The organism is Bradyrhizobium sp. 186 (assembly GCF_023101685.1).
Taxonomy (GTDB): Bacteria; Pseudomonadota; Alphaproteobacteria; order Rhizobiales; family Xanthobacteraceae; genus Bradyrhizobium.
Genome location: NZ_CP082164.1, coordinates 1166590 through 1185516 on the forward strand (window position 1 = coordinate 1166590; position 18927 = coordinate 1185516).

18 protein-coding genes and 1 pseudogene are annotated in these 18927 nt (G+C 57.5%); 9 read left to right on the top strand and 10 right to left on the bottom strand.

Annotation, left to right across the window (positions count from 1 at the left end):
- Positions 1-199 precede the first annotated feature (199 nt).
- Positions 200-778 carry a hypothetical protein gene (locus tag IVB18_RS05310; protein ID WP_247988214.1) on the top strand — a complete coding sequence of 193 codons (579 nt, stop codon included), beginning with the start codon at positions 200-202 and terminating at the stop codon, positions 776-778.
- A gap of 497 nt (positions 779-1275) precedes the next feature.
- Here IVB18_RS05310 and IVB18_RS05315 read toward each other — a convergent pair whose 3' ends face one another.
- Together IVB18_RS05315 and IVB18_RS05320 are read right to left on the bottom strand one after the other, a co-directional pair.
- Positions 1276-1695, bottom strand: coding sequence for a CBS domain-containing protein (locus tag IVB18_RS05315; RefSeq protein WP_247988215.1), 420 nt, complete (start codon positions 1693-1695; stop codon positions 1276-1278).
- A gap of 222 nt (positions 1696-1917) precedes the next feature.
- Positions 1918-2388, bottom strand: coding sequence for a YbaK/EbsC family protein (locus IVB18_RS05320; protein WP_247988216.1), 471 nt, complete (start codon positions 2386-2388; stop codon positions 1918-1920).
- Positions 2389-2689: 301 nt separating this feature from the next.
- Between IVB18_RS05320 and IVB18_RS05325 the strand changes: the two genes are divergently transcribed.
- Positions 2690-5473 carry a UPF0182 family protein gene (locus IVB18_RS05325; protein ID WP_247988217.1) on the top strand — a complete coding sequence of 928 codons (2784 nt, stop codon included), beginning with the start codon at positions 2690-2692 and terminating at the stop codon, positions 5471-5473.
- Between the two features lie 126 nt (positions 5474-5599).
- Here IVB18_RS05325 and IVB18_RS05330 read toward each other — a convergent pair whose 3' ends face one another.
- Entirely contained in the window at positions 5600-5896 is a 297-nt protein-coding gene (locus IVB18_RS05330) for a HigA family addiction module antitoxin (RefSeq protein ID WP_247988218.1), read from the bottom strand.
- 229 nt (positions 5897-6125) lie between these two features.
- On the opposite strand from IVB18_RS05330, the pseudogene IVB18_RS05335 reads away from it, so the two are divergent.
- Positions 6126-7493 (top strand): annotated as a pseudogene (locus IVB18_RS05335) (DUF262 domain-containing protein).
- Between the two features lie 876 nt (positions 7494-8369).
- Here IVB18_RS05335 and IVB18_RS05340 read toward each other — a convergent pair.
- A complete protein-coding gene (locus IVB18_RS05340; RefSeq protein ID WP_247983437.1) occupies positions 8370-8546 on the bottom strand; it encodes a hypothetical protein in 177 nt (58 codons plus the stop codon).
- A 45-nt stretch (positions 8547-8591) separates the two neighbouring features.
- Positions 8592-8879 carry an AlpA family phage regulatory protein gene (locus IVB18_RS05345; RefSeq protein ID WP_247983436.1) on the bottom strand — a complete coding sequence of 96 codons (288 nt, stop codon included), beginning with the start codon at positions 8877-8879 and terminating at the stop codon, positions 8592-8594.
- 1093 nt (positions 8880-9972) lie between these two features.
- Here IVB18_RS05345 and IVB18_RS05350 point away from each other — a divergent pair.
- The 5 genes from IVB18_RS05350 to IVB18_RS05370 all read left to right on the top strand — a co-directional run bounded on the left by IVB18_RS05350 (position 9973) and on the right by IVB18_RS05370 (position 13764).
- A complete protein-coding gene (locus IVB18_RS05350) occupies positions 9973-10860 on the top strand; it encodes a hypothetical protein (RefSeq protein WP_247983435.1) in 888 nt (295 codons plus the stop codon).
- 65 nt (positions 10861-10925) lie between these two features.
- Positions 10926-11294: a hypothetical protein gene (locus IVB18_RS05355; protein ID WP_247983434.1), complete on the top strand. Its 369-nt coding sequence runs from the start codon at positions 10926-10928 to the stop codon at positions 11292-11294.
- A gap of 63 nt (positions 11295-11357) precedes the next feature.
- On the top strand, positions 11358-11864 hold the full coding sequence (locus IVB18_RS05360) for a hypothetical protein (protein ID WP_247983433.1): 507 nt from the start codon (positions 11358-11360) through the stop codon (positions 11862-11864).
- Between the two features lie 72 nt (positions 11865-11936).
- Complete coding sequence (locus IVB18_RS05365; protein WP_247983432.1) at positions 11937-13073, top strand: hypothetical protein; 1137 nt, start codon at positions 11937-11939, stop codon at positions 13071-13073.
- Positions 13074-13464: 391 nt separating this feature from the next.
- On the top strand, positions 13465-13764 hold the full coding sequence (locus IVB18_RS05370) for a DUF1330 domain-containing protein (RefSeq protein WP_247983431.1): 300 nt from the start codon (positions 13465-13467) through the stop codon (positions 13762-13764).
- Between the two features lies 1 nt (position 13765).
- Here the strand turns inward: IVB18_RS05370 and IVB18_RS05375 are convergent, their stop codons facing one another.
- Both IVB18_RS05375 and IVB18_RS05380 read right to left on the bottom strand, forming a co-directional pair.
- Entirely contained in the window at positions 13766-14230 is a 465-nt protein-coding gene (locus tag IVB18_RS05375; RefSeq protein ID WP_247983430.1) for a hypothetical protein, read from the bottom strand.
- Between the two features lie 16 nt (positions 14231-14246).
- Positions 14247-14945 carry a hypothetical protein gene (locus IVB18_RS05380; protein ID WP_247983429.1) on the bottom strand — a complete coding sequence of 233 codons (699 nt, stop codon included), beginning with the start codon at positions 14943-14945 and terminating at the stop codon, positions 14247-14249.
- Positions 14946-15124: 179 nt separating this feature from the next.
- On the opposite strand from IVB18_RS05380, the gene IVB18_RS05385 reads away from it, so the two are divergent.
- Positions 15125-16093, top strand: coding sequence for a DUF2971 domain-containing protein (locus tag IVB18_RS05385; protein ID WP_247983428.1), 969 nt, complete (start codon positions 15125-15127; stop codon positions 16091-16093).
- A gap of 67 nt (positions 16094-16160) precedes the next feature.
- Here IVB18_RS05385 and IVB18_RS05390 read toward each other — a convergent pair whose 3' ends face one another.
- The 3 genes from IVB18_RS05390 to IVB18_RS05400 are packed head-to-tail and all read right to left on the bottom strand — an operon-like array spanning position 16161 to position 18839.
- Positions 16161-17300, bottom strand: a complete 1140-nt coding sequence (locus IVB18_RS05390) for a YaaC family protein (RefSeq protein ID WP_247983427.1) — start codon at positions 17298-17300, stop codon at positions 16161-16163.
- The gene (locus IVB18_RS05395; protein ID WP_247983426.1) at positions 17301-17960 is read right to left on the bottom strand and encodes an SOS response-associated peptidase; all 660 of its coding nucleotides are present in this window, start codon (positions 17958-17960) and stop codon (positions 17301-17303) included.
- Positions 17961-17966: 6 nt separating this feature from the next.
- Positions 17967-18839 (bottom strand): GIY-YIG nuclease family protein, encoded by an 873-nt coding sequence (locus IVB18_RS05400; protein ID WP_247983425.1) that lies wholly within the window; start codon positions 18837-18839, stop codon positions 17967-17969.
- Between the last annotated feature and the right edge of the window lie 88 nt (positions 18840-18927).

Consider the following 18927-nt stretch of genomic DNA (forward strand, 5'->3'; position numbering starts at 1 on the left):
GACCTGCCGACGGTCGAAAAAGCCGCCCCCGTAAGGTCCCGTCTTTTGTAGAATGATATTGAACAAGGCTGTGTTGAGGAAAAAGTTCCCGAGGCGCCCCCCCGCTTTTCCGGGCCTTCAGCAGCGCTCCGACCTGGCCGGGCCTAGGAACCAACGCTGCGGCCAGTGCGTTCTAAAAACACCAATTGGCAGCGCAGCCATGAATATCTCTCTTCCAGTCGTGCTTGCCGCGGCGCTCCTTAGCGCCGCCATCGCCACGATGCCTGCGGATGCTGCTCCTCGAAAAAAGAACACCCGGGCTCTTGCCGCGGTCTCCCCTGCAGCTAGCGTCGGTCAGCCGCCCACGGACAGATTTTTGGCCTGCGATGTCCGGGTGCGAGACTATCTTCGCGAAGGCGGAGCGGCGATACGGGTGACCAAGATCGAAGTGGACGATGCCCGACTGCAGTTGAGCATTTATCATGAGTACGGAGAGGCAGGAAAGTCGTCTCGAAAATACCTCCGCGGGGACACTGAAGAAGAAATGCGCAAAAATCTGCGCGGAATATTGGATGAGTTCGCTGCGGCTGCGAAGGCCGCAACGGCTGGTCGCGCTTGGTATGTGATCGCTGCTCGCAAGGTCATGCCGGACCTCCGCGACAATTCGGGCGAGACCACGAATCCGTGGACGGGCATCGTCCTCGCGGATTTCGAGGGAAAATGCAGACCCATCACGTTCTATCAGTCTGTCGATCGGAACAAGCTCGATCCTGAACTGAACAAGAAATTGGATGAATGAAGTTTTGCGCTTGAAGTGATTTGCAGTCGTAGCGACTGCGCCTGGACGCCATGAGAGGCGCGGTGAGGATTGTCCAACTCAAGATGGCGCCAAAACGGCAGTTGTGTGTGCCGTCGCCGGTGAATTTGCAGTATTGGCAGCGAGGCCCGGCTTTCATCGCCTTTAGGGCAGGTTTGGGCAGCCGTTCTGAAACGCTTTGGAAAGCAATAAGATCGTTGCTTGCCCAAACTCTTCTTTAACCCATTGAAATCACTTGCCCCATCCCTAGGGGGCGCCAAATACGCGATAATCCACGACATTGTAGGATGCGGCTCCGCTTTCGGAGCACCATGTCGCACGATCGATCGCGCACCGCATCGGCGGAGTGCTACTTTGCGCACGTCGACTTGCCGCTTCGCGGTCCTGGTCGGCCGGGCGACCTGAACCGCCGGACGGCAGTGGCAAATCGACGTAGGCCCGCATCGAGCGGCGATAGCGAGAGGAGCGCTGGCCGTATGTCAGTGATGCGCCGAAACACTCCTGACGGTCTCGGTCAGCAAATCACCTGACGCGGAACGGCCGACGTCACCCAGACTGATGATGCCGACCATCCGCTTGCTCTTGTTGATCACGGGCAGCCTGCGGACCTGCAGCTTCTCCATATGATGCATCGCCTTTGCGAGGTCATCGTCCTCCCGGCAGCAATGGATGCCTTCAGTCATCACATCGCGCGCCGTCGCGCGGCCGGCATCGAAGTTGTGGTTCGCGAGCCCTTTGCAGACGATATCGCGGTCGGTCACCATCCCGACCAGCTTGTCGTCCTCGCCAATCGGAATGCAGCCAATGTCATGCGTCCGCATCAATTTGGCGAGCTCGGTGATAGGGGTGTTGGGGCTGACCCAGTCGACACCCTTGTGCATCGCGTCTTTGACTTTCATGGCGGAGCCTCCGTTCCTGGGTTTCAGGTGCATTGATGCAATGCAGCAGCGCCCCCCATTTTCTGAACTGTACAACCGATCGGGTGCAAGGTCGCCGCGAAAGCATCATTCCTGGGCGATTCGAGCAGACAAACGCCGGCGCCGTAGCCGTCACCCTCAACAATTGACGGCCACTTCGCGGCCAGGGTTCCCGCCCAAAGGCAATGGGCGGAGCGCAAATTCTCAGTCGTGCACGCTAAAGCACCCGCGCGGTGCGTTGGCCGTCAAGCGCGCAAACTGCGCGTGACCCATATGGAGCAGCGTCTCGTGATCGCCAGCTTCCATATAGATATCCGGCTGTGTCTGGATGCTGCTGTCGACGATGATATTCAGCCCGTAGCATTTGCCGACGGCAGGAACTGCGCCGTGTGCGCAGTCGTGGAATAGCCGATCGATCTCGGTTTCATCGGCCATGTGGACATTGTCACCGAGTTCTGTTCTCAGTTCCGACAGGCGGAGGTGATGCGATGCGGGCAAGACGGCCAGCATGTATTCGCTGTCGCGCCGCAACACGATGCCCTTGGCGAGGCGATCGCCCGAGATGTGGCATACCTCAGCCGTGCGAGTGGACGTCATGCTGGGTTCGTGCGGGATCACCTCGTATTGGATGTTTTCAGCGGCTAGGTATTTCTGGAGCGTGGGAGCAATGGACATGACATCACCTCCGGAGCAAAATGCGAACCATCCACCGTGAGGTCTTCCCTGTAGACTCTCGCCATACGATGGGCGGCTACCTAATTATAGACCCGAGATAGCCAGGATACGAGTGCTGTCGGCGGTAAAGTAGGGCGCCGCAATGCGCTTCTAGCGCCGGCTGCATCAGCCGACCTCGCCACCTTGCGCTGTTTCGCGATCCCGGCGATTCAGGTTGGAGCACCCGCGTCCCCGCCTTGAGGTGCTATCCCGACCGCGAAATCGGGCGGCGGGCGCTCCTCATTTCTGCTATGATCAAACCATGACGATCGGGATTACCGGACCCGAACGGAAGGTACCAAGGCAAAGTGCCGTGGTCGGGCTCATCATTGCGGCCGTCGTCATTGGGATTTGCCTGATCCTGCTCTGGCTCGCGAGCGACTTCCTGGTCGACTGGCTGTGGTTTTCCTCGATCGGTTATCTGCAGGTTTTTTGGACGACAATCGGCGCCAAGGCTGCCGTCTTTCTTGCGGTCTGGACCGGAACCGCCGTCATACTTTGGTTGAACGGATGGTTCGCACTGCGCTTTGCCCGACGGCGGTCGACACAGCTTGTCGCCGCTCCGGCGTGGAACTTCGCGGGCAACGCGCCGCCTGATCTGCTTGCGCTTGTACGCGATCGACTGCCGTGGCCCCGGTTGATCGCAGGCGGGGCAGCTTTGCTCGCTCTGCTTGTCGCCGCCGCAGAAGTTGGCAACTGGGGCGTCTTCCTGCGGTTTGTCTATCAGGTGCCATATGGCACAGACGATCCGCTCTACAACAAGGACATCGGCTTCTATCTATTCTCGCTGCCCGCCTACATCCTCATCAAGAACTGGATGATGCTCGCGCTCATTCTGAGCGCGCTCTTCGCCGCGGCGATCTACTGGGTGCACGGCGATATCGAATACGAGCTTCATCGCCGATCAATGTCGTCGACGGTGATTGCCCACGGCTCGGCGCTGCTCGGTCTTCTCTTCGCGGTGAAGGCCTGGTCCTATGGTCTCGATCGCTATCTGCTGCTCTACGGTGATAACGGCGTGGTCGTCGGCGCAAGCTACACCGATGTCCACGTGGGGCTGCCGGCCTTGTGGTTGATGATCGGACTTTCGGTCGTCGCGGCGTTCGCCGCGTGGGCAAACTTGCGGGTGCGCACCTACCAGCTTCCTGCAGCCGCGTTCCTGCTGGTCGTGATCGGGTCTTTCGTGCTGTCCGGCGTGATTCCCGTGCTGTTCCTGCAGTTCTTCGTCAAGCCAAGCGAATTAGAGCTGGAGAGGCCCTATATCGAACGCAACATCGCGCTGACCCGGCAGGCATACAATCTCGATCAGATCGCAGCCAAGCCGTTTGCCGCCGAACAGAAGCTTAGCTTCAAGACCCTCGACGCCAACAAGGCGACAATCGACAATATCAGGCTTTGGGACTGGCTGCCCTTGTCGGATACCTACGCGCAGCTGCAGGAGATCCGCACCTATTACAAATTCCATCATCTTGACGTTGATCGCTACTGGCTCGATGGATCCTACCAAAGCGTAATGCTCTCGGCTCGCGAACTGCGGCCCTCCTTGCTGCCGCCGAATGCCCAGACATGGGTCAACCGCCACGTGCTGTTTACTCATGGCAATGGCGCGGTGATGAGCCCGGTCACGCGCAAAAGCACGGAGGGGCTACCGCTGCTCTATCTGCGGGATATCCCTCCGGTTGCGGATGGAGGCCCCAAAATCCACGAGCCGCGCATCTACTACGGCGAACGGAGCGACGACTACGTCATCGTCAAGGGGAGCACGCCGGAGTTCGACTATCCGAAGGGAAAAGACAATGTCTACGCTGCTTATGACGGTGCGGGCGGCGTTCCGATAGGAGCGATGGTGTGGAGAGGCCTGTTCGCTTACTACTTCAACGACCCGAACCTACTGCTCTCAAGCTACATCACGACCGACAGCCGGATCATGATCCGGCGCAATATCGGCGAAAGGGTACGAACGATCGCCCCGTTCCTCAGGCTCGATCACGATCCCTATCTGGTCATCAGCAATGGGCGGATGTTCTGGATGCAGGACGCCTACACGGTGAGTTCCTACTTCCCCTCCGCGCAGCCGGCGCAAGACCAAGATATCAACTACATTCGCAATTCAGTGAAGGTCACCATCGATGCCTATAACGGATCCGTCGACTTTTATCTGATGGACACCGCCGATCCGGTTGCCGCGACCTACCGGCGTATCTTTCCGGACTTGTTCAAGCCATTCTCGGCCATGCCGACGGATCTGCGGAGGCACATTCGCTATCCGGAGGACCTGTTCCTGATTCAGGCGCAGCTCTATCAGAGCTATCACATGGAAACCGCCGACGTTTTCTATAACCGCGAGGATCTCTGGCAGTTTCCGCGCCAGCCGGGCGGCGGCGGCGTTGCAACGATGGCCCCGTATTACATCATCATGCGGCTGCCCGGCGAGCCGCAGGCCGAGTTCTTCCTCATGCTTCCCATGGTGCCCAGCCGCCGCGACAATATGATCGCTTGGCTCGCCGCGCGTTGCGACGCGCCCGACTACGGCAAGCTGATTGTCTACGAGTTTCCCAAGGAGAAGCTCGTCTACGGGCCGTTCCAGATCGAAGCGCGGATCAATCAGAGCACCGAGATATCGCAACAGATCACGCTGTGGAATCAGATGGGCTCAAGGGTGATACGCGGTGCGAACCTGCTTGTGATCCCAATCGAGAACTCGATCCTCTATGTAACGCCGCTCTATTTGCGAGCGGAGCACGGACACCTGCCGGAGCTGAAACGCGTGATCGCAGCCTACGGTGAGCATGTGGTGATGAAGGAGACGCTCGACGAGGCCTTGTCAGCACTGTTCATCGAGCCTGGCGCGGTGCGACCGGTCTCGAGCACGAAGGAGGAAATGCCTGTCACACGCCCGTCGGCAAGTCAGGCACGGGAGGCGCTCGACCGCTACAATCAGGCCGTTGAACGATTGAAGTCCGGCGACTGGAAAGCCTTTGGCACGCAGTTCGACGCAATGCGCGAGCTCCTGGAGGAAATGAACCGTCACTCCGCCGACCACTAGGGCCTCAACGTCTTAAGTTTAGCCCTGCCTCCAACCCGCAGTTACGGTGACTGTGCACTTAACTTTTATGCTTTGGATGTCGTGCGGGCATTTACGAGATATTCGGTACTCGCGACTGCATCGCTCTCATACCGCCTCGTAAGACGCGATCCTCTTGATCTGTGGTGCGAGCACGTCTTCGGCCGTTTCGAGGTCGAAGCGCGTCTGGATGTTCATCCAGAACGCTGTGCCGGTCTTGAAGAACTTGCCGAGCCGCAGCGCAGTGTCGGCCCTGATTGGCTTTTCTTCGCGCGCAATGCGCTCGATCCGGGTGCGCGGCACGTTGAGAGCGGCCGCGACCGCATAGGGCGTCAGCTTGAGCGGAACGAGAAATTCTTCACGCAGGATTTCGCCGGGATGAATCGGCGGGAGTTTCCTTGCCATTTGCGGACTCGTTGTGGGCGGCCACAAGCGGCCGATCTGATTGATGATGGTCCGCAATCTCGGCGTCTTAGGGGCGGCACTGGCGGTTTTCGCTGTGTCAGAATAGGCTTGATTCCCCTGACAGCTCTTGGTTGCTCTTTAGCTGGCCCAACATTAGCTTGCTTTTGGTAAATCGAACGGGGTAGCCACATTGCAACAACAGAATATTCCTATCGCAACACTCGTTGATATGTACAAGCGAGGTGAGTTGCGCCTGCCAGAAATCCAGCGCCACTACGTGTGGCGAGCCACACGCGTCCGCGATCTATTTGACTCACTTTATCGCGGCTACCCCTCCGGCTCGATTCTCGTCTGGGAGACCGACGAACCAGTGCCGACTCGCGATTTTGCGATCACATAGGATACCACGGCGTTCGCGGGACGAAAGCTGCTCCTCGATGGTCAACAACGCCTCACATCTTTGACCGCCGTTCTTAACGGTGAGCAAGTCGGCGTTCGTGGCCGGAAGCGACCGATCGATATTCTATTCAATCTTGACCATCCGGACGGGCCTCCCGGCGACGCTCTCGAAGTTGAAGGCGATGACGAGAGCCCGCTAACGCCTGATGACGAGCTTGAGGACGATGCAGACGATGCTGCGGAAGAAGATAATTCCGCTTCTGCGCTTGCCGAGAGGTTCAACCGCCGGACATTCGTTGTTGCCAGTAGAGCACTTGCAGCTCTTCCTAACTGGGTTTCCGTAAGTGCGATCTTTAAATCATCAAACACCAATACGTTCTTGAGACAGGCGGGGGTTATGTCGTTCGATGATCCGCGAGTCCAGAAAGATAGCGATCGGCTCAATCGTCTAAAGGGCATCGCGAAGTATCATTACGTCGTGCACGTGCTCGAACGAAGCATGAGCTATGAGGAAGTTACCGAAATCTTTGTTCGCGTGAATTCGCTTGGTGCAAAACTGCGTTCTTCCGATCTGGCGCTTGCGCAGATCACGTCACGTTGGCCAAATCTTCTCAAAGAGCTCGAAGCTTTTCAGGACGAATGTGAGAAAAAGAGCAATTTCACTATTGATCTTGGTCAACTTGTTCGAGCGATTGTCGTGTTCGCGACCCGCCAGTGCCTTTTTCGAGCTGTGGGCTCCACACCGGTCGAGCAGTTGAAGCAGGGCTGGATTGAAGCGAAGAATGGGTTGAGCTTTGCAATCAATTTCCTGAAAGCTAATGCCGGTATTGAGGACGAAAGTCTGTTATCCTCGCCAATGTTCTTGCACGCGATTGCAGCGATCAGTCATGTTCGTGACAACAGGATCGATAAGGACGAACAGTCAGCGCTCTTGCGTTGGCTGCTGGTCGCCAATGCCCGCGGTCGCTTCTCGCGGGGTTCGACCGAAACGTTGCTTAACGAGGATCTTAAGATAATCTTTGGTGGTGGGCGGATTGGTGAGCTTCTCGATATTCTGAAACGACAGTTCGGGCGTCTTGATATCGAGGCCGGCGACCTTTCAGGAAGGGGAGCAAATAGTCCCCTCTTCTCCCTCGCTTACCTAGCTTTGAAGAGTGAAGGGCCAAGGATTGGTTTAGTGGCCTGGGTCTGTCTCTGACTCATCAAGGTCGGCTCCATTTCATCCAATGGCATCACATTTATCCAAAAGCACTGCTACGTGAGCATAATTTTGAGACGGGCGAGATCAACGAAATCGCTAACATGGCCTTCATTACGGGGCAGACCAACCGACGGCTAGGTAGGAAGCCGCCATCGGATTATTTAGTCGAAATAGTTCAGAAGCAAGGCGTGGATGCTTTGCACTCTCAAAAGGTTCCGATCGATGTCGCAAGTCTTATTGTGCCCAACTATCGTCAGTTTCTGTCAGTCCGACGTGAGGCTCTAGCAAAATGCATGAATGCTTTCATTGATCGAAAGGCAGGCTTGTAGTGTGGGCCGAACCCCCTGCAGCTTGGGGTGCGTTGCGCGAAACACCGCAAAATTAAGGTCAATCCTTCACCGCGAAAATATTCCACTTTACCGAAATGCGGATTTGTCGTATGTGTCGGCCATCCCAGCCCACCAAAGGGGCGGTCGTACGTCGTCATGAACGCGGGCTGGGTTGCGGTGGACGCGGGCGGCGTCAAGGCGGAATCGAGCGTGCAGGGCGAGATGAACCTCGTGAGTGCGTTACGAGCCGCGATCGACGGACGGCGCTCATGCCCTGCGAAGCCTCTCGGCGAAGCAGGGTTGCCTGCGTACGGCGAAACCGTGTGGTCCTTGCTGCAAGGTCCTTTTCGGCTATCCAAAGAACGGATAAAACGCAACAAAGCCAATGGGTTGGCTGACGTAGACCGATCAAGATAAAGGCCCGCCCGGACCAGGCGGGCCCTAATAGGCCCCAAGTTTCACTATGAAGGTCATAGTTCATCGATCTCGGCCAATACGCCTATGACCTCTTGCCGCTGTTGCTCCTCGCGTTCATGGACACGCTCTAGCGCAGATCGGTCAGCGCTGCGTGTAGGTCACTATCTGCGCGTCGGCCGCTTTTCTTGTCGGGGTCGTGCTTCTGCAGCACACCACGCTGCACCAGTTCGTAGAACAGGAACCGCGCGTTCGTCGGCAGGCCATCCTCGCCTGCGGCCTCATGCTCTTTTAGTAGGTCGAACACAACCCTTGCGCAGTGCACCGATCTTCGTTTTGGGGTCGAAAAGCTTCATGATGGAGTAAGACAGCGGCCGCGCCCCTTGCCTCTGCGACGGCGCGGATCATATGCGTTAACCTCGCGCTGCCAGCGGGCAACCTCGCTCGCAAGCCACACCCGCCGGTTCTGCGAAATGAAAGTGCCACGAGGAAATTTGCCCTCCCGCATCAGCCTGAAAAGCGTTGCTCGCGAAATCGGGACGAGCTTCAAAAGCTCCGCCTCTGCCAACATACGCTGAGGTTCGGATTTCTCGTCGGTCGCATCGCCGGGCTCGGCTCCTGGCCGCGCTGCTGCAATCATCACGCAAACTCCCATCATTGATCTTGCTTCGACTTCTCGGTCTTCGCCATTGCGGCGAGGATCGTGCCACCTTCGCGACCTTCGCCTGCAGCACGCCAACATTGTCGGCGTCATCTGCCTTCACCATCTCTCGCAGCGTGCGCGTCGACTTGTCCGTAAGATCAGCGACGATGATCCGTGCGCTATTCCGCGCAAGAGTATGGCCTTCCCTTTCCCCGGAAGTGATGCGCCGGGGTCTATCGTCAATGTCTACCGTTTGGTGGTGCCGCCCGCTGAGACGAAGCTGCGAGCAGTGACGCCGTGGCACCGGCTGATGCTGGCTGCAATCGCCCTTCAACCCATAAATTCTCAATCTGCTTCGCCAGCACAGTCAATATGTCCGCTCAAAAAAAAGCCGACAGAGGAACTTGCAGCCAGTGCCAACAGCGGTGCCGCATGACGAAGAATTTGAAAAGCTTCGATTTACGCAATTGGCCAACATAGATCGCAGTTTACGCATGACACGCGCAAAAATCTGAGCCACCTTTACGACATGGGGCTGCATGAACTCGCGCCGCGCGCTCATCATGAGAGGTTCGCCATCGTGCCCACATCATCGCATGCTGTTCACGACCCCGCGCGGTCATGCCTGATCGGCTTCCCGTTGCCACCACGCGCGGTCCGGCGATCATTTCCCTATTCGCCGGGCCGTGCCGAACGCAAAGGGAAGCCCGATGGCAAAATCAGCCGCTGCGACGAATGACTTTGATGTCAAAATAGCATGGAAGGTCCTCAGCAAGATCGAGAAGGCCGATCTCGCCTCGTTGAGTGATCCGCCGCTCCGGTGCGCGACCACCGTGAGCGCGATGGGAGCAGCCAGCGCGCCCGTCCAATAGCGGAGCGCGCGCCGTGAGCAACGCAGTCGTTGCAATCGACAGTGCAAAGGCGTGGCAGGATTACATCGGCAGGATCAGTGCCGCCGACGCTCGTTCCTGTCCGAACATCGCTGTCTCCGCCAGCCTCGCACGCACCATCCTAAAGAAAACCCGCGCTGCGGTCCGCCACCGCGCGCGGGCACTTCCTTCAATTCGTCAACCATCGATGGAGATCGAAAATGGCCGACATCGGCAAAGCTATCGCGCGCCCCGACGGCGCGCAAGCCCATCACAGCGAAATTGCCCGTAGGTCTTTCGCGAGTTTCAAGTTCGATTGGATGAGCGCTCTGGCTGCTGATCCTCGTCTCGATGCGCGCGCCAAAGTGATCGGTAACTGCATTCTTAGCCACATCAATCAGCACTCCGGCGAGGCGATCCTTTCCGATCGTTCGATCAGCGATGAGACCGCAATTCCCGAACGCGGGATAATTAGGGGGCGCGGACCACTTCGGAAACATGGTTGGGTCGATTGGAGACGCACTGGCGGCGCGAATGTCTACCGCGTGAGGAGCGATCACATAGTGGCGATGAACGACCGATTAGCTCGCCTCAAATCGCAGCGGAATGCCGATACCAAGAGCCGCAAGGGGGCACGTCGCGTTGCGCCATCCGTGGCGGAACGGGACTATCGCAACGATATGCCACCCGTGGCGGAACGGAAAAACAATCAACCATCCCAGATCGGTCAATCCCAGCATTGCGATCCGTCACCCGTGGCGGAACACGTTCAGCCACCGGTGGCCGACAAACACCTTAATGGAACACCTAGTTCAACACCTATCATTCCGCCTCGCTTCGTTCGGCGGCCGCTTCGCGGCATTGGTCTTGAAGAAGGCGAAGAAACAGCGACGACAATTGATCAGTGGTTGGCGAGTACAACTATCGAGCACAGGGCTGCCGAATTGATGCCGTGCGCACACCGTCTCGGCCTCTCACGCGATCAAACTCGTGCTCTAGCGGATGAATTCGCTCGACATTGTCGCGCTACAAATAAAAGGAGCAATCAGTGGCCCGTTCTGTGTCGCAGATGGCTTCGAACTCACACTCCGAAAGCCGCCCGGAGTTAAAAGCTCATCAGCACGTTGTTTCCGCTCCTTACGAAGCTTAGCAGCGTCGAAGTTCCCGAGCCGCTATGACCGGGCCCGTCCGTATCAATCTGGCTTCGCTTACGCCGGACGACATAGCCAAACTCCGCGAGATGCTGCGTACGCAACCCGGCCAGCGGCGGCCGGAGACGTTGGCTGCCATTGCCGAGCGGGACCGGCTGATCCGCGCGTTGGCGATAACGTGCTTCGCCGATCTCTGCCGCCACCAACAATCGGTGCGTATCCACGATGCGCTTGTGCGCTATGCCGCGACCACGTGGGTGCGGGCGCGGGTCGACGTCGAATGCCGCCACGCCGATCATCGGCGGCGGCTGCTCTGGCAAATTCTGAAAACGCGCGGCGGCCACGTCCCGGCGGTACGGACTATTGACGATATCTTGGCCGGGTGCGACTAGGCGCTGCGCTCGCTCGTCAATGTCGATGCTGGCGACGGCCGAAGGCGTGAAGGATTTGCCGTTGTGGCGCGCCGCCGCGATGAACGCGGCGCTGGCACAGCCGCACAGCGCGACCGCGCATTAGGTGCGATCATGCGTGCTGTAGTGAAAGCCGTTGATCGCCCGGCGAGTGATGCTGCGATCGTCCGCGATGCCCCGATGCTGGCCTATGACCGTGGCCGCCGCGAACTGATGCAGGCGGTTGCGGTCGATGAAGTCAAGACGATCCGCGATCAGGCCGAAGCGTTGCGCCGTTATTGGGCGCAGCGTCACGACAAAGAGATGGAAGCCGCCTGCTCGGCGATCCGGCTGCGCGCCGATTATGAAATCGGCGTGCGCAGCAAGGCGCTGGAAGGTACATCAGGGCAATATCAGAGCAAATCGCCACCTAGCGGCGATTTGGGCAAGGAATCCGTTCTCCGGGAAGCCGGGATCGCGCCGCAGCGGGCGCGCGAATTCGAGAAACTGACCGAGATCATCACCGAGAAGGATGTTGACCGGCTGTGCCGCGAAGCTCATCAACGCTTTTGAGACTTTGCAGCAAGCTGGCTGTATTCGTTGCAAACGCGACGAGTTCTGATCTCTGCGATCAGGAGGTCCGTCATGACGACACACGATCGATATCAGCATTACGGCTTTGGCGGCGACCGGCCGCCGATCAGGAACGAAGCGGCGAGCTTTCCGGCAGGCGACGCCAGCAACAGCATTGTTTCCGGCCCGCTGCCCGGCATGATGGTGATCAATGCAGGCGACCCGCTCGACGTGCTGCCCCTGCCAGCCCGCGAAAAGGTTGCGGTCCTGCAACGCCGCCGCGCAGAACTCGTCACGTTGTACCGCTCTCATTTCGAGGAAGAGCAGGCGCTGCGCATCGAAATCTTCAAGCATGAAGCTCGCATCAAGGAATTGCAAAAGCCGCGCGGCGAAGGCGGCTACAATCTCGATAGTGACGCGCCACAAGTTGTTGCCGAGCAAAAGAAGCTCGACCACAAACGGGCCGATCTTGACCGCGTGCTTGCCGTGAAGGAGGCGCGGTCCCTAGAAGGCAAGCGCGTCGGCGATCTGCTTCGCAACATCGAGGTGGCAATTGCCGCGCGTCCTGCCGGGACCGTCGGCAAGATGGTCGAGATCGAACCACCACCGTTCAAAGGAAACATCGTTGATACGATTGCAGGCAAACAGCGCCGTGGTCGCGAATTGCTTGCCGATCTCGATCGCTGCCGCCACGCGCCCCGTCCCGCCGCCGTTCGCAAGGCGGCCATGATCGCTCAAGTCGAAGCATTGGCCGAGCAAGGCCGACCGGACGCGGCCAGTAGCATCGAGCATGGCGAGCCGATCGCTTGGCCGCTCGAACGCTTCCAGTGCGATATCTTCAATGGCGCGGCGCCTGGCGCTATCGCCTTCGGGCAACTCACCGATGTCGTCGCCTTCATTGCGTGGCTGTTCAAGGATCAACTGATCGAGCGGCTGCGCGCCGAACTTGACGCGGTCGCCGACGACGATGCGGCGCTCAGCGATCAGGAGCGGCGGGAGCGAGAGGCACAAATCTTGGCCGACTTGCTGGCCCTCGAACGTGAGGAGGTTCTGCTGATCGAAAGAGCGAGATCGCAAGGCCTTCCCGCTGACTTCCGGCCAGATTGCAGCGTGCTCGCCTTGCTGTCGATCACATGGGTGGCCGCGCCGCCGCCGGAGCCGCGCGAGGGCGCGGGCGAGGCTGGCATCGTTCGTCATGTTGGTTCGTGAGGGTCGCGAGATGCGTCGCCGGTTTCGGTCGAGCAGGCCAAGGCGGCGCAGCAGCGGCGGGTGGGTATATGCTGCACCATCCGCCGCTGTGCGGCTTATGGCCCCGGTAAATGGGTTGCGAGCTCTTTACCGCCGTTTACGCAAGCCTGCGCGGTCCTCCATAGGCCCCGCCGACCGCGCACAGGCGGCCATCCTAGCGAACCAAAGCCGAGAAATGGAACCGCCAGATATTCTCAAGGCGGGCGGTCGCGCGTCCCTGCGGTCGATTTTTTTGCTCAGAAGGACCCAAGCAACATCGATGGGTCCTCGCGGCTTTCCCCTTTTGAGTAGAAGCCCGTTTAGGACCGATCCGTGATAGGCTTCTGACCGAAGACCATGCCGGAGAGCGGCCATGCCGAAGGCTTACTTGATCGCTGAGCACGTCATCACCGAGCCCGCCGTATTTGAGGAGTACCGGGTCAAGGTTGGGCCGATGATCGAAAAATACGGCGGGCGGTATCTGACCAAGGGCAGCGCGCATCAATTTCCCGAAGGGGGCCACTGGGAGCCGGAGCGCGTTGTCATCATCGAATTCCCCGATAAGCAATCGCTCGACGCGTGGTACAACTCGCCAGAGTATCAGCCGCTCATAAAATTACGCAAAGAGAGCACGAGTGATCTCGATATGCTGATCACGCTTGAGGGCGTGTAGCCTACGAGGCTGCGGCAGTTCTTTTCGGCACCCGAAGATCGCTCGGGACATCTACCGAGAGCTTCTTGAGCACCGTGTTGGGAAAACGAAGCAGCTTCTCACCGATGCCGACACGGCCAGCATAACGATCGAAGATGATTTGTCCCGGCCCGTTGAATATGACCTCGTGGGTGCCGTCCCGAAACAGCTTGAAGCCGAGATACAGGTCGGGCGTCGTCTTAAACGTTAGATGATCCTGAAATGTTGCTTTGATCTGCACCCCACGGCCACCACGCGTTTTGCCATCGTGAACCGCTCGGCTTACGTCATCCAACTCGATGTCGAACTCCGCCGCCGCAATGATCTCGCCTATGTCGCCGATCAATCGGCCATCGATCGTGAAGCGCCTGTGCGAGAATTCGGCTTGGAGCATTCCGATGCCCTGAAAGATGAGGCCAAGGGCCTCCTTGATCTGTTTCTGTGACACAGGCGCGACGCTCGCATTAAGGCACTGACTTCGTTTCCGGGTCGCTGACAAACGCCAAAAACGATCGTCCCAAGTCGGTGGAGCGACGCTCAAGCAGACCGCTGCCCGTCATCATGACTTGTATGCCGCTCGACGTGGTAAGTCCCATCGCGTTCAGGTCGGCGACGACCCGGTTTAAAAGCTCGCCATTGCTTTGAATTTCCGGAAACGCTGCATCTATTAGATGCACTAACGCACCACCCAACGAGATGCTCTCAGCCTTCCGTATCGCGGCAGGATTACCGCGCGGGTTATCCAGAAATGCCAGCAACACCGCGTGCATCGGCGTGATCCCGTCTAGCATTTGGATGAACAACATCCGGACAGTCTCATCAACGTGCCCGATAGCCGAATTGATGATCGCGTTTTGCAGCAGCTTCTTCTTCTCTGCGGACGCCGTTGTCGTTGCCAAACGCACAGCTTGAATGAACGTAGCCTGAAATTGCTCGTTGTCTCGCAGGTTCTCGGGACGAAGTCGTTCGCTGGATGCCTCCAGTGCAATCAATCGCTCCAATGTCGCCTTCATGAAGTCATCTCGCCGTTCCTGCGCTGGATCACCTATTACGAAGGCCAGGAATTCATTCAGTGGGCCGCCGACCACCGGCAGGGTGCCGACGGCCGCCTTGAGACCGCGATTGAGGAAATCCTCCGGTCGGTTGCCGAAAACGTCGCTCATGCCGATCCTCGTTTACGACAGCAGAGGTCACTCTGCATCGCGCAACTGTCATTGCTCGCCACGGTTTCTGTCCATCTCTACTGTGCATAAACCTACCACAAGTTGCCACAAGGGTGACAGCCCCGCGCGCCGCGCGTAACATCAACAGGAGCGATCTCGATGATCGGTGTGGGGGAGCAATGGACGACGATGCGATAGTCCGGATTTTTCAGCCGCTGTGGGCTGATCTTCGGCCAGAGGACACGTTCGTGGCCAAAAAACCACTGCTGGCGCATTACACGACTGTCCAGACTTTGGAAAAGATACTCGCCAACAATGAGATTTGGCTGTCGAACCCGTTGTTTATGAACGACATCGAAGAAGTCCGCTTTGGCGTGATCCAAGGCAACGAAATGGTTCTCGCCAGGCAGGAACTGGTCGATGCGTGCAAGACCCCCGAGCGCGCCCAGCAATTTAAGAACGCGTATGCCCACTTCTTCAACCAATTTGCCAACGAGCACATCTTCGATACCTACGTTTTCTGCCTTTCCGATCACCGGAGAGATGATGACGATGGGCGGTTGTCCATGTGGCGAGGCTACGGTGCAAACGGCAACGGAGTGGCAATCGTTTTCGATACGGCTCAGCTAACGTCGCTTGGAAGTTCGCCACTGATCATCGCTAAGGTTTCATACGAAACGAATGATGCCCGGCTGGGATGGCTCCAAAACACCATGGCATCGTTTGAGGCCTTGCTTGCAAGCGCGAACATCCCGGATGAAAAGCTTTATTTGGCCGCTCACGCGCTATTTGAACGGATTAAAATATTCGCCCTCTTCTCCAAACACAGGGGATTTGTTGAGGAGCAAGAATGGCGGGTCGTTTACTTGCCAGATCGCGACAAGGAGCAAAAGCTCCATTCAATGTTTCATTACTGGATTGGTCCTCGCGGCGTTGAACCAAAATTGAGGTTCAAGGTCCAACCCATCCCGGGGTTCACGGCTGACGACTTATCGCTGGACAAGATCACTGATAGGATCATTCTTGGACCGAGCATCTCGTCACCGCTGGCCCGTGCGTCGATGGACAGGATGCTAAATATCCTCAATCAACCCGAGCTGAAGTCGAAGCTGCGCATATCGACAATTCCATTTCGCGCAATTGGCTAGATCGCCGCACTTTGCTTAATGCAGCGCAAGACGTAGTTAGCGACGCACCCAGCTCGACCGGGGTCCTCTACGCATAGAGGTCCCGAGAATTTGCCCAATCAATAGATTTTTCGGCTAGCTTCGGAAAGTCGCTGAGCACCTTGCCTGAAAATGCCTCAATGAGTGAAAGTGCGCGGTCATCTGCAGTTCGTCGCTCTAACGTCGAATGCGAAAGCGAGTGCTGCCAAACGTGTGGTCGGTACCGCACCAAAGAACTTAAAAGGAATGCTCCGCAAAACTGTAGTGCAAACTCCGACAATTGAACCCCGTTTAGGGGCTTGATCGCCGTTGGATGATCATTGGTGATGCCCCCGGCCAAAGGAGGCAATATCGACGAAAAAGGGATGCGCGCCCGGCTTCGATCTCGCGCAACGAAACCATTTTCGTTTCTAACGAGGAACTGATCGGAAAATTCACCTTCGACGGGCTTATCAATGTTGTAGAAAAGCAGGACGGTGTTGTTCCACGCGTGACCAGCTTCGCAAAGGCACCACTGTCGAAGAAACGGAAATTTTTCACGCCATTTTTCTACGATCGAGCGCAGGTCATCCCTGTCGGCTATCAGATGAGGATCGTCGATCCGCAACTCAACTTCATCATCCCGATGATAGAAGCTAACCGACAGGCAGGCAGCATCTTCGCGGAACGTTCTTTGATAGAGCCTTTGCAGGCTCGGAATTCTAGCTAGAATTTCCTTCAAGGAACAGTTCGTGCCGCTCAGTGCAGCGGCGGGATCGAATGGCTTTGGCTCCGAACGGGGCATGGAATTCTGAAAATAATTCAGCCGTCCCAAAGATGCCACAACGTCGTTGAACTGAGCAAACAGCCCCTTTCGGTGGAACTGCAGCGTTAGGTCCTCTATGTTGGCAGCCTGTTGCGATACATCCGACACGCCATGAGATTGTGCGATGGTTGAAATTGATTGGACGTTGCGCGCGATAATGATCGCTTTGGCAAATCCAACGACGCCGTAATAGATCTGCAATGGCTGCACTTGGAGTGGAGCAGAAGCGGCTATCTCAAAAAACAGTCTGCCTTGTTGCAAACAAGCAGCGATATCGTGGGCTATTTCCGTCGATGGGGTTCTTCCCGTCGAGTGCTTGATTATTGCTTTGAGATTTGTTGTGCTTTCGAGAAATCTAATCTTGTTCCAATCTTGGGCTTGCATTTAGGTTGCCTTATCTTCCTTATCCGACCCTCGCGCAACGATCTGGAGCGCATCGTTGGGCAGCGGTCGCTGCAAAGCTTTAGCCTCATCCCAGGAAGCCCGCATCCAAACATCGCGCTCCTCGTCGGTGGTCAAGATCACCGGCATTGCCTTAGGGTGGATGGGCGCGACGACCCCGTTGGGAGCAGTTGTCAGAAATCCATAGATGAGATGCGGCCCCGGTACCGGCTTCGACTTGGTGCCTCGATCCCCCTTGAACTCGGTCCAAATGCCCGCGAAGGCGAACAGCGGTCGGTCCTCATTGATCGCGAACCATACGACGTCTTTCTTCTTGGTCTCGGGGTTCGGCTCGGGCGCATACTCAGCAAAGCTGTTCGCCGGGACCAAGCAGCGGTTCTCCGGCTTGAGCCAGCCGCGCCAATGGGGCGATGACGTGTTGCGGATATTGGTGACCGGCGGTCCCCCCGTGCGCGGTGGTGGGGGCATGCCCCACCGCATCAAGACCATCTCGCGCCCTGCGTCGTTGTTGCGGATCACCGGAGCCGGATAGTCCGGAAACACGCCGGGCATCGGGGCGAGATTGCCGACGTAGCGATTGACCACGCGAAACAGAGCGCGGATCGCCTCTTGGTTCGTGGTCACACTGTAGAGATTGCACATGCCGGTCTAGTTATCATTGAGGCCATAGGGCTGGCGAGTGTGCAGGCGCTCCTTCCAATTACTTTCGAGCCATTGAACTTCTTCGGGGGGCATAGTGGGAGAAACCAGTTCGAGGATGGTGAAACGAAAAGTTGTTGGGTCACGCTGCCGCAGCAATCTGTTCCCGCCGTGCCCCGATGCCCCGTAGTGTCGCCACCTACCCAAAAGATTTTCCGACCCATAAGCGGAGCCGATGTAGCCCTTCGCATCCGAGCTATCGAAAATGTAGTAGATGCCCCGCCACTCGGCGAGCTTCGCCTGCCAACGCTTTGGCAAAATACTGAGTTGGCCCCAAGTAAGGTCTAGCTCGTTCCATTTCTGCATCGCTGTATCAAGCGCGCTGTCTTCGAGAACAGCGTGAATGGACATCCTATTGCGGTGGGCGCGCCGCCACCAAGATCGCTCAGGCGGCGGCCAATCCACTACTAATTTGCCCCTCCATTCGGAATAGAAGTCCAACGGTTTCAGGTCGAACCACAGGCAACTGGATCGACGGCCCGTCACGAACGCGCGCATTCCTAGCTTCTTCAATTCGGTATTGGCCGGGATACGCCAAAATTTGGGCTGCGTAAGAGGTCTTGATTTCCCGATAGCATATGCGCCGATGAACAATGCTCTGCCGGAGCCGTGTCGGATGAAGGAGGCCACATGGCTCGCGGACAGCAAAACCTTCTCGACTTTCTCACTGTGCGCTTGTTGGTAGGCGTTGAATAGATCAGGCCGGTCAGCTGCTAACAGCGGAAGGATTTTATTGAGTTCTGGCTCCGTGGGACGGTGCCGAAACACGATAACGCCACGCGGATCGATACCTTTGCCCATCAAAAGCTCGTTCAATTCCATGTGCCCGATCCGTGTCAGTCCGGTGCGAGTGCAGCTTCTGGCAATACGATAAAAGACGCACGACGCGATGTCGCGCCTGCACGAGTGA

Excerpts from the sequence above, each read along its gene's own strand:
- IVB18_RS05310 (WP_247988214.1), top strand. The coding sequence starts at position 200 with ATGAATATCTCTCTTCCAGTCGTGCTTGCCGCGGCGCTCCTTAGCGCC.
- IVB18_RS05315 (WP_247988215.1), bottom strand. The coding sequence starts at position 1,695 with ATGAAAGTCAAAGACGCGATGCACAAGGGTGTCGACTGGGTCAGCCCC.
- IVB18_RS05320 (WP_247988216.1), bottom strand. The coding sequence starts at position 2,388 with ATGTCCATTGCTCCCACGCTCCAGAAATACCTAGCCGCTGAAAACATC.
- IVB18_RS05325 (WP_247988217.1), top strand. The coding sequence starts at position 2,690 with ATGACGATCGGGATTACCGGACCCGAACGGAAGGTACCAAGGCAAAGT.
- IVB18_RS05330 (WP_247988218.1), bottom strand. The coding sequence starts at position 5,896 with ATGGCAAGGAAACTCCCGCCGATTCATCCCGGCGAAATCCTGCGTGAA.
- IVB18_RS05345 (WP_247983436.1), bottom strand. The coding sequence starts at position 8,879 with ATGATTGCAGCAGCGCGGCCAGGAGCCGAGCCCGGCGATGCGACCGAC.
- IVB18_RS05350 (WP_247983435.1), top strand. The coding sequence starts at position 9,973 with ATGGCCGACATCGGCAAAGCTATCGCGCGCCCCGACGGCGCGCAAGCC.
- IVB18_RS05355 (WP_247983434.1), top strand. The coding sequence starts at position 10,926 with ATGACCGGGCCCGTCCGTATCAATCTGGCTTCGCTTACGCCGGACGAC.
- IVB18_RS05365 (WP_247983432.1), top strand. The coding sequence starts at position 11,937 with ATGACGACACACGATCGATATCAGCATTACGGCTTTGGCGGCGACCGG.
- IVB18_RS05370 (WP_247983431.1), top strand. The coding sequence starts at position 13,465 with ATGCCGAAGGCTTACTTGATCGCTGAGCACGTCATCACCGAGCCCGCC.
- IVB18_RS05380 (WP_247983429.1), bottom strand. The coding sequence starts at position 14,945 with ATGAGCGACGTTTTCGGCAACCGACCGGAGGATTTCCTCAATCGCGGT.
- IVB18_RS05385 (WP_247983428.1), top strand. The coding sequence starts at position 15,125 with ATGGACGACGATGCGATAGTCCGGATTTTTCAGCCGCTGTGGGCTGAT.
- IVB18_RS05390 (WP_247983427.1), bottom strand. The coding sequence starts at position 17,300 with ATGCAAGCCCAAGATTGGAACAAGATTAGATTTCTCGAAAGCACAACA.
- IVB18_RS05395 (WP_247983426.1), bottom strand. The coding sequence starts at position 17,960 with ATGTGCAATCTCTACAGTGTGACCACGAACCAAGAGGCGATCCGCGCT.
- IVB18_RS05400 (WP_247983425.1), bottom strand. The coding sequence starts at position 18,839 with ATGGAATTGAACGAGCTTTTGATGGGCAAAGGTATCGATCCGCGTGGC.